This window comes from Thermosynechococcus sp. OHK43, assembly GCF_014466085.1.
GTDB lineage: Bacteria > Cyanobacteriota > Cyanobacteriia > Thermosynechococcales > Thermosynechococcaceae > Thermosynechococcus.
The window spans coordinates 1-7763 of the sequence record NZ_JACOMP010000258.1 but is presented as its reverse complement, the minus strand read 5'-3'; the positions used below and the strand labels follow the sequence as shown (position 1 = coordinate 7763).

Here is a 7763-nt window from a genome sequence, read left to right as displayed (position 1 = left end):
TTGGCATTTTAGGAGCCACAGGTGCGGTTGGCACGGAAATTTTGGCAATTTTGGCGGAACGGTCGTTCCCAGTAGCAGAGTTGCGTCTGTTGGCTTCGCCTCGTTCAGCAGGTCAAACCCTCTCGTTTCGTGAGACCGTGCTGTCTGTAGAGGCGGTGAGTGAACAGACCCTCAAAGGGTTGGATCTCATTCTGGCTTCGGCGGGGGCAAGTGTGTCGCGGCAGTGGCTGCCGATCGCGGTCAAAGGGGGGGCGATCGCCATTGATAATTCCAGTGCCTATCGCATGGAACCCAATGTTCCCTTAGTGGTGCCCGAAGTCAACCCTGAAGATCTAAAAACACACCAAGGCATCATTGCCAATCCTAACTGCACAACAATTTTGATGACGGTTGCGCTATGGCCATTGCATCAGGTGCGACCGATGCGGCGGATTGTGGCGGCCACCTATCAGTCGGCCAGTGGGGCGGGGGCAAAGGCCATGCAAGAACTCAAGGATCAAGCCCTCGATATTCTAAAGGGACAGCCACCGCGCACAGCGGTCTTTCCCTATCCCTTGGCCTTTAACCTCTTTCCCCACAATTCTCCCCTCAATGAGCAGGGCTACTGCCAAGAGGAAATGAAGATGGTCAATGAAACCCGCAAAATTTTCCATGCCCCCCAGTTGCGGCTAACGGCCACCTGTGTTCGGGTGCCCGTGTTGCGTGCCCATTCGGAAGCCCTCAATGTGGAATTTTTTGAGCCTTTTCCACTGCAGGAGGCCCGCGATCGCCTGCAAACAGCGCCGGGGGTACAGTTTGTTGAGGATTGGCAGCGCAATTATTTCCCCATGCCCCTCGAGGCAACAGGTAAGGACCCAGTACTTGTGGGCCGGCTGCGCCAAGATATTTCAGAACCCAATGCCCTTGAACTATGGCTGTGTGGGGATCAAATTCGCAAGGGAGCGGCATTGAATGCGGTGCAAATTGCTGAATCCCTGATTGCCCAAGGATTGCTTTAACTCTCTTCACCAGTCATTGATCCGCAGGTTCACGGGGCGATCGCCCAACCTCAGGGGATGGCTCCCCCAGCCTTTCTAGGTAGGCTTCAAAGTGCTCCTGAAAATACAGCCACGAGGTCATATCTGCGCCCTCGCGGTATTCCCTGGGGGCTTCACGGTATTGGGGCAGTCGCTCTAATTGCTCTTGTAGGAGAGGGGGCAAGTCTTCCACGGCCAGGGCTTTGCAGCCGGTCGCGCTATAGATGAGATAACCGGGGCGATCGCCCATCTTCATCCAAGGCAACCAAGGACCAATCCGACTCCAAGACAAATGGACATCGGCAATGGTCGGTGTCTCCTGTTGTAAATCGGCGGTGGCCACCGTTAGCTTAAAGAGTTCTGCTGCTTGGTAGATGGGCTGGGGGCTGTAGGCTTGAAACCGCTTATCCCTAGCCAAGGGATTGTCATAGTAGGGAAACAGATCAAACTGAAACGTCGTGGTTCTCTCACTGACTTGAGCCGGTACCTCACGGCGAAATAGCCCCTGCACAGGATCGTTGGCAACCGGAATCACGGGAACTCCCTCATCTGTCCAAGGATTGTGCCAGCGATCGCACAGGGATCCATTTTCTGGATCCAGATAAAACGTTAATTCACGGGAAAGAAAATACCACCCTCCCTCGGGATGGGGCAAACAGCGAGCGGCACTCATGCCAACAATGTTGAAGAGGTGGCGGCGACGCTCTTGGGGAACAAAGCTATACACAGCTCCCTGCCATGCGATAAACGTGGTCTTGCCCCTCAAATCTGCCCGCACCCGCACCCAATCGCGAGCACTCAACCATTTTTGAACCAATTCAGCAGCGGGCATGGCTACTCCACAGGAATATTGGCAGCCTGCAATTCCACATCCTGATTCGGATAGCTGGCAAGGCGCAGTGTTAAGGTTTTTGTATTGTTGAGGAGGCTTTTGGGAATAAGAATGGTGCCTTTGACCAGATCACTGCCGGCGGGCAATTCCGTTGGTAGGCCTTCGGTGAGGGCACTCAAAAGGTCACCCTTATCGTTTGTGATTTCAAGAAAGGTGTAAATAAACTGCACCCCTTGGCTACTATCGTTTTTCAAGCTAACCTGCAGCGCTAAATCTTGGCCAAGGGTGTCCACACGGCTAATTTCTAGGCGCACCCCCTTATCCTCAGCGACGATAGGCAGTGTCCGACTCACTGCGGGTTCCGCTGCTGGGGGTTCATTGGCAGGGGTGGGAGCAGGCACAATCTTGCGATCGCTGGAACCCTCGGTCATTTCGGCAATGCGGGCTTTGGTTTGGGCAATGATCTGCGCCTCGTCAAGAATGGGCGATCGCTCCCCTTCAGTTTGATCATTGCCATTCACAGCACTGCCGAGGATGGGATTCACCACCGGCTGGGACACACCGCGCAATGAGTCTCGCCCTAGGTGGTAGCCAATAAAAGCCGTAACTAGAGTAATGGCGGTTGTTGTACTGATTAACACAAGGGAGGTGAGAATTCCGGGGTGAAGGGCACGCAGCATTTTCCTACTCCACTGAGGATGGCTTCATTGAGGAAGAAACCGGCGGTAAGGGGGGCGGATGATTGGGGAGTGCAACGGTGGCCTCCACGTCTTCCTCAGTATTGAGGCGCGATCGCACACTCACAAGGAAGGTTTTGATCACCACCGCAATTGGAACTGCAATTAGAACCCCAACTAAACCCGAAGCCCTAGCGCCCGTCAGGATCGCCAAAAAAACCCAAACCGGATTTAAGCCCGTAAAGCTACCAATGATCCGTGGCGCAACCACATTCTCCAAAAACTGCTGATAGAGAAAGGCAAACCCGACCACCTTCAGGGAGAGCCAAACATCCTGAAGGGCAACCAGCAAACTAATGGAAATGATCCCCACTGTGCCGCCAAAGGGCACCAAAGCCATCACGCCAATAATGACACCAAAGAGCAGTCCATAGGGCACCTTGAGGAAAATGAAAATCGTGGTCAAGCCAATTCCCATGCACAGCCCGAGTACCAGCTGACCAATAAAATAGCTCTCAAAACTGCGGCGTATCGTTTCTGAAACCGTGGGGCGGACCGTATTTGGCAGCCAACTGAGGAGACCATCCCACAATTCATCACCGTGCTGCAACAAATAAAACGTGAGTACAACCGTCAAAATCAGGTTAATCAGCACATCCACAGCACTGCTGAGGGTGCCCAAAATTAAATTCAGCGCCTCGCGAGCTAAGCTTTGCAATTGATCCTTAAGTTTTTCCAACAGTTGATTGGCAAGGGCATCCACATCCACCGTCACCGGCAGATTGAGGGAGTCCACCCACTGGCCAAATTCCAACAGTCGTCGTTGGCTGGAGTTAAACCATTCCGGTAGACGGGCAATGAGCTGTTGTGCCTGATTAAAGAGATTGGGCACCACAACCAAGGCAATGATGGCAATCAGTACCAAGGCGAGCAGAAAGACGAAAATTGCTGAGGGTCCTCGGGGGTTTCCCTGCTCCTCCATCCAGCGCACCGGGTAGTTCAGCAAAAAGGCAAATAGGGAGGCAAGGACAAGCACTGCCACCAGTGGTCCAAAGAACTTGAGAACGGTGGCAAATGCCCAGAAATTCAGCGTCAAAACTGGCCCTGCCAAGCCAATAATCAGAAACCGACTGGCAATGGAGAGACGATTCCACCAGTGACCCGAGGCCGCAGATTGGCTCATAGCTCTAAGCACAGTTGACGAAAGTGATCACCGCGTTCTTCAAAGTTCTGATATTGGTCAAAGCTGGCACAGCCAGGGGAAAAGAGCACGGTTTTGATCGGATACTGGGTCACCAGTTCAGCCGCCGCCGCCACTGCCCGATCCAGTGTCTCCATGATCTCATAATTTGTAAAGCCGATCGCCTCTAGGCGCTGCGCAACCTGCGGTGCCGCTTCACCAATTAAGAGCACCCAAGCAGCTTTCTCCTGAATTAGGTTGAGCCAAGGGCGATCGTCCCCCTTTTTGGCCTGTCCCCCAGCAATGAGAATGACTGGACCTGTCACAGAACGCAGCCCAATTTCTGCAGCGTCATAATTGGTGGCCTTGCTGTCGTTGATCCACTCCACCTGTCGCCATTGACGAATTCGCTCTAGGCGATGGGGTACACCGGTAAACCCCGCCACCCCTTTGGCAATCGTTTCGGCGGGAATACCGGCTAAATGTGCAGTTGCCACCGCTAGAAGAAAGTTTTGCTGATTGTGTTGACCTGGCATTTGCAGGATATGGGTAGGCAGGAGGGGCTGATCCTGAAACCACACTTGATCCTCAGCAATATAGATGCCCTGTTCAATCCCCTGGGGTAGGGCTGCCGCCCCTTGAGTACTGATCCACCATGCCTCGGGCCAGCGATTCACCATGTGCTGACGCAGATAGGGATCATCCCCATTGAGAATCACTTGTTTTGCGCCGTTCATTAGGTGGGCTTTGGTTGCCACGTAGGCGTCGAGGGTACCGTGGCGTTCCAAGTGATCCGGCGTGAGGGTTGTCCAAAGGGCAAATTGGGGTTGTAGGGGGGGGCTCGACTCTAATTGATAGCTACTAATCTCAGCAATCACCCAATCAAGGGCCCTTGCGGTCAAAGCCACTTCGCAAATGCTATTGCCAATGTTGCCACAGGCCGGTGCATTGTACCCCGCCGCTTGAAAAATGGCAGCCGTGAGTGCCGTGGTTGTTGTTTTACCATTGGTGCCCGTAATACACACCCAGGGCAAATGGGCAAGGGTCTGCCAGGCAATTGCCACTTCGCCGCAGACGGGGATGCCCGCTTGGCGAGCAGCGACCAGTGCAGGGGAGTGCCACGGTACCCCCGGACTAATGACAATTTCATCGGGAACGCGCAGGCCAACGCTGACAAGAGTTTGCAAATCAAAGTCATAGTTGAGTTGAACGGGGATGCCTTCAGCTTGCAGCAGTTGCTGTTGAGATTGCAGCGCCGGAGTTTGGCGGCGGTCACTGACCTCCACTTGCCAACCTTGACGTTTGAGTAAACGGGCGGCAGCAATGCCAGAGCGACCAAGACCAATCACATGAACAGTTGGCATAGTTAAGGGGGGTGAATCCAATCGAGCAGGTACAGACTCGGGGCAGCGGCCACCAAAGTGGTATCCTCAAGGCCAATGGGACCGAAAGGCGATCGCTGCCGCTGAAGGTTGCGCCTTAGACTCTATTATTGTCACACTGGGTAAAGAACAATGCCTAGCTTACGCAGAATTTGGCTCTGTGGTTTGCTATTGACAATCTGTGGCGGGTTCCTCTCCCTTGAAGGTATGCCCGCGATCGCCCGCCGCCGGGAAGTACCCAAAGTGGTGCGCGTCACCGATGTCCAATTGCAGAGTGAGAATATTGCGGGTGTCTGGTACCACCGCCTGACGGGACGCGTGCGCAATGAAACGGCCACACCAGCACGCAATGTTCAGATCTATTACGAAATCTATGATCCTACCGGCAAACGACTGCTGGAAGCGGGATCGACCCAGTTGCGCAATCAAGCGATTAATAGCCAAGGGGAGGCGGAGTTTCTGGCAACTCCCAATGCGGGCGGACGGGTGAAAATTACGCTTGTGGAATGGCTGAGTGGCGATCGCGAGTACCGCTCGTTTCAGCAAATGCAGGAATTTTCCCAATAGCCGGGGCCTACTGGGGTGTCTCACTGGATGTGGCGGATTGAGGGGTTGTTTCCTGCACACCAAAGGCCAGTACCCAGCCTTCAAGATCATTTTTAGTGCGAATCTTCAACCATTCCCCATCCTCACTGCGCTCTAGGATCGTCACCACCTCATCAAAGGCCACGCCCCCCAGGGCATTTGCCTCCCGACTGGGGCGATCGCGCACCCGCAAACCCTCTCCATAGATCACTCGCCCTTTAGGATTTGGCTGCGGTGACTGGATCGGGGTTGGTTCAGGCGTGGGCGAGGGTGAATTCGGTGAGGACTCTGGTGACGTCGGTGGTGGCGAATTGTGTGCCTCGACTTTGGGAGGCGGGGGTGGCCAGAGCAAGTTAAAGATGAGGGGCGTAATGAGGGCAGCAACCACAAGGGTAATCAGGCCTAAGCCCAAAAAGGTTCCCAAGAGCCATTGCAGCAGACGCACAACTGGTTTCATGATCTAACGTCCTGGGGGGGAGACAGGATGCGTGAGGCAAACCGCGCCCGACCGGAGGCCGCCCATTCTTGTAATTGGTGGACTTGTTCGCGAGCTGTCCGCGCCAAGGGGATAATTTCGCTGGCCGCATGCAGGAGATCTTCGGTGGTAAAGTCGCGGTCTTGGCTAAAGGCAAGGTGCATTGCTTCAATGATACACTGCTCGATTTCAGCCCCGGAAAAGTCAATGGTTTCGTAGGCCAGCCGCTCTAGATCGTAGTTTTGCAGGCGATCGCGCCGCACGCGACTGAGGTGCACTTCAAAAATGGCGCGCCGCTCATCCACATTGGGTAGCCCCACAAAAAAGATTTCATCAAAGCGCCCCTTGCGCAGCAGTTCAGGGGGCAAGACCTGCACATTGTTGGCAGTGGCCACAACAAAAACGGCAGAGGTTTTCTCCGCCAACCAAGTGATAATCGTGCCAAAGACACGGCTACTGGTTCCGCCATCGCCACGGCCATCAATGCCGGCAAAGGCCTTATCCATTTCATCAATCCAGAGAACACAGGGCGCCAAGGCTTCAGCAATTTGAATCATTTCGCGGGTGCGTGCTTCCGATTCCCCCACCAGGCCACCAAAGAGCCGCCCGACATCCAATCGCAAAAGGGGCAAGTGCCACTGGTGGGCGATTGCCTTTGCTGTCAGGGACTTACCTGTACCCTGAATCCCCACCAGCAGCACCCCACGGGGATAGGGTAGCCCATAGCGCCGTGCCCGCTCGGAAAAGGCGCCGCCGCGCCGCAGCAACCACTCCTTAAGGTTATCAAGACCGCCAATATCAGCAATCGTTTCTTGGGTGGGGTAAAACTCGAGAATTTGGGTTTGCCGCAGGATCTGCCGTTTCTCCTCCAAGATTAGATCTACATGGCTGCTGTCCAGCATACCGTGGAGGGCAATAATCCGACCCATCACCCGGCGAATTCGCTCTAGGGTCAAGCCCTGACAAGCGCGGATCAATTCATCGAGAAGAGGTTCTGGGGGAATGTTACCGAGGCTGTGGCAGAGCTTCACCAGTTCAAGGCGAATTTCCTCCCGTTGGGGCAAGGGAAACTCGACAACGGTAATCACATCCCGCAGTTCCGGGGGCAACTGCACCGTCGGAGCAAGCAAGATTAAGTTTTTGGGCTGGGACTTGAGTTGCCGTGCCAGGTTCCGCAGTTTGCGAGAGACCGCTACATCCTCAATAAAGCGATGAAAATCCCGCAGCAGAATTATGGCCGCTGCCGCTGGCGGTAGTTTTTCGACAAATTCAAGGGCAGTGAGGGGATTGCGCTTGGCCACTCCCAGATCATTGGGATTACCCTGATATCCCTCGACAAAATCCCAAATGTAGATGGGGCGCTGATTCAGGCGATCGCTAATCCTATGCAGTGTCGCCTCAAGGCGTTCTTCCTCCGTTGTGGCCACATACAACAGGGGATAGCGTGCCCGCAGCAAGAGTTCAAGGTCAGACTGAGCACTCACGGCGATGGTTCTGCACCCTCCAGAGCCGACTGTAGTTGCGCTAGTGTTGCCCAGCGGTGATCCAGGGGGGGTTGTGCGGGGGTGGGGGGGTGAATACCGCCACAGTGGGGATCACAGTACTTGGGATAGGGC

The 7763-nt window shown here is 54.6% G+C and carries 8 protein-coding genes; 2 read left to right on the top strand and 6 right to left on the bottom strand.

Translation table 11 applies throughout. The features are described 5' to 3' along the window. Nucleotides 1-5: 5 nt before the first annotated feature. Nucleotides 6-998: an aspartate-semialdehyde dehydrogenase gene (locus H8Q75_RS11155; protein ID WP_297041753.1), complete on the top strand. Its 993-nt coding sequence runs from the start codon at nucleotides 6-8 to the stop codon at nucleotides 996-998. 13 nt (nucleotides 999-1011) lie between these two features. Here H8Q75_RS11155 and H8Q75_RS11150 read toward each other — a convergent pair whose 3' ends face one another. The 4 genes from H8Q75_RS11150 to murD are packed head-to-tail and all read right to left on the bottom strand — an operon-like array spanning nucleotide 1012 to nucleotide 5069. Continuing rightward, complete coding sequence (locus H8Q75_RS11150) at nucleotides 1012-1848, bottom strand: DUF1838 domain-containing protein (protein WP_024125553.1); 837 nt, start codon at nucleotides 1846-1848, stop codon at nucleotides 1012-1014. Nucleotides 1849-1850: 2 nt separating this feature from the next. After that, a complete protein-coding gene (locus tag H8Q75_RS11145) occupies nucleotides 1851-2528 on the bottom strand; it encodes a hypothetical protein (protein ID WP_297041749.1) in 678 nt (225 codons plus the stop codon). Between the two features lie 4 nt (nucleotides 2529-2532). Then, nucleotides 2533-3708, bottom strand: coding sequence for an AI-2E family transporter (locus H8Q75_RS11140; protein WP_297041747.1), 1176 nt, complete (start codon nucleotides 3706-3708; stop codon nucleotides 2533-2535). After that, nucleotides 3705-5069 carry a UDP-N-acetylmuramoyl-L-alanine--D-glutamate ligase gene (gene murD / locus H8Q75_RS11135; protein ID WP_024125555.1) on the bottom strand — a complete coding sequence of 455 codons (1365 nt, stop codon included), beginning with the start codon at nucleotides 5067-5069 and terminating at the stop codon, nucleotides 3705-3707. Before murD ends, H8Q75_RS11140 begins: the two co-directional genes overlap by 4 nt. 150 nt (nucleotides 5070-5219) lie before the next feature. Here murD and H8Q75_RS11130 point away from each other — a divergent pair, with 150 nt between their 5' ends. Beyond that, a complete protein-coding gene (locus H8Q75_RS11130) occupies nucleotides 5220-5654 on the top strand; it encodes an FxLYD domain-containing protein (RefSeq protein WP_297041742.1) in 435 nt (144 codons plus the stop codon). A 7-nt stretch (nucleotides 5655-5661) separates the two neighbouring features. Here H8Q75_RS11130 and H8Q75_RS11125 read toward each other — a convergent pair whose 3' ends face one another. After that, a complete protein-coding gene (locus tag H8Q75_RS11125; RefSeq protein ID WP_024125557.1) occupies nucleotides 5662-6129 on the bottom strand; it encodes an SH3 domain-containing protein in 468 nt (155 codons plus the stop codon). Further along, nucleotides 6126-7631 (bottom strand): AAA family ATPase, encoded by a 1506-nt coding sequence (locus H8Q75_RS11120; RefSeq protein WP_024125558.1) that lies wholly within the window; start codon nucleotides 7629-7631, stop codon nucleotides 6126-6128. The genes H8Q75_RS11125 and H8Q75_RS11120 overlap by 4 nt, the downstream gene beginning before the upstream one ends. Nucleotides 7632-7763 lie beyond the last annotated feature (132 nt).

What these genes read in the sequence shown, in the direction of transcription:
- H8Q75_RS11130 (WP_297041742.1), top strand. Translation starts at nt 5,220, where the DNA reads ATGCCTAGCTTACGCAGAATTTGGCTCTGTGGTTTGCTATTGACAATC.
- H8Q75_RS11150 (WP_024125553.1), bottom strand. Translation starts at nt 1,848, where the DNA reads ATGCCCGCTGCTGAATTGGTTCAAAAATGGTTGAGTGCTCGCGATTGG.
- H8Q75_RS11125 (WP_024125557.1), bottom strand. Translation starts at nt 6,129, where the DNA reads ATGAAACCAGTTGTGCGTCTGCTGCAATGGCTCTTGGGAACCTTTTTG.
- H8Q75_RS11145 (WP_297041749.1), bottom strand. Translation starts at nt 2,528, where the DNA reads ATGCTGCGTGCCCTTCACCCCGGAATTCTCACCTCCCTTGTGTTAATC.
- murD (WP_024125555.1), bottom strand. Translation starts at nt 5,069, where the DNA reads ATGCCAACTGTTCATGTGATTGGTCTTGGTCGCTCTGGCATTGCTGCC.
- H8Q75_RS11140 (WP_297041747.1), bottom strand. Translation starts at nt 3,708, where the DNA reads ATGAGCCAATCTGCGGCCTCGGGTCACTGGTGGAATCGTCTCTCCATT.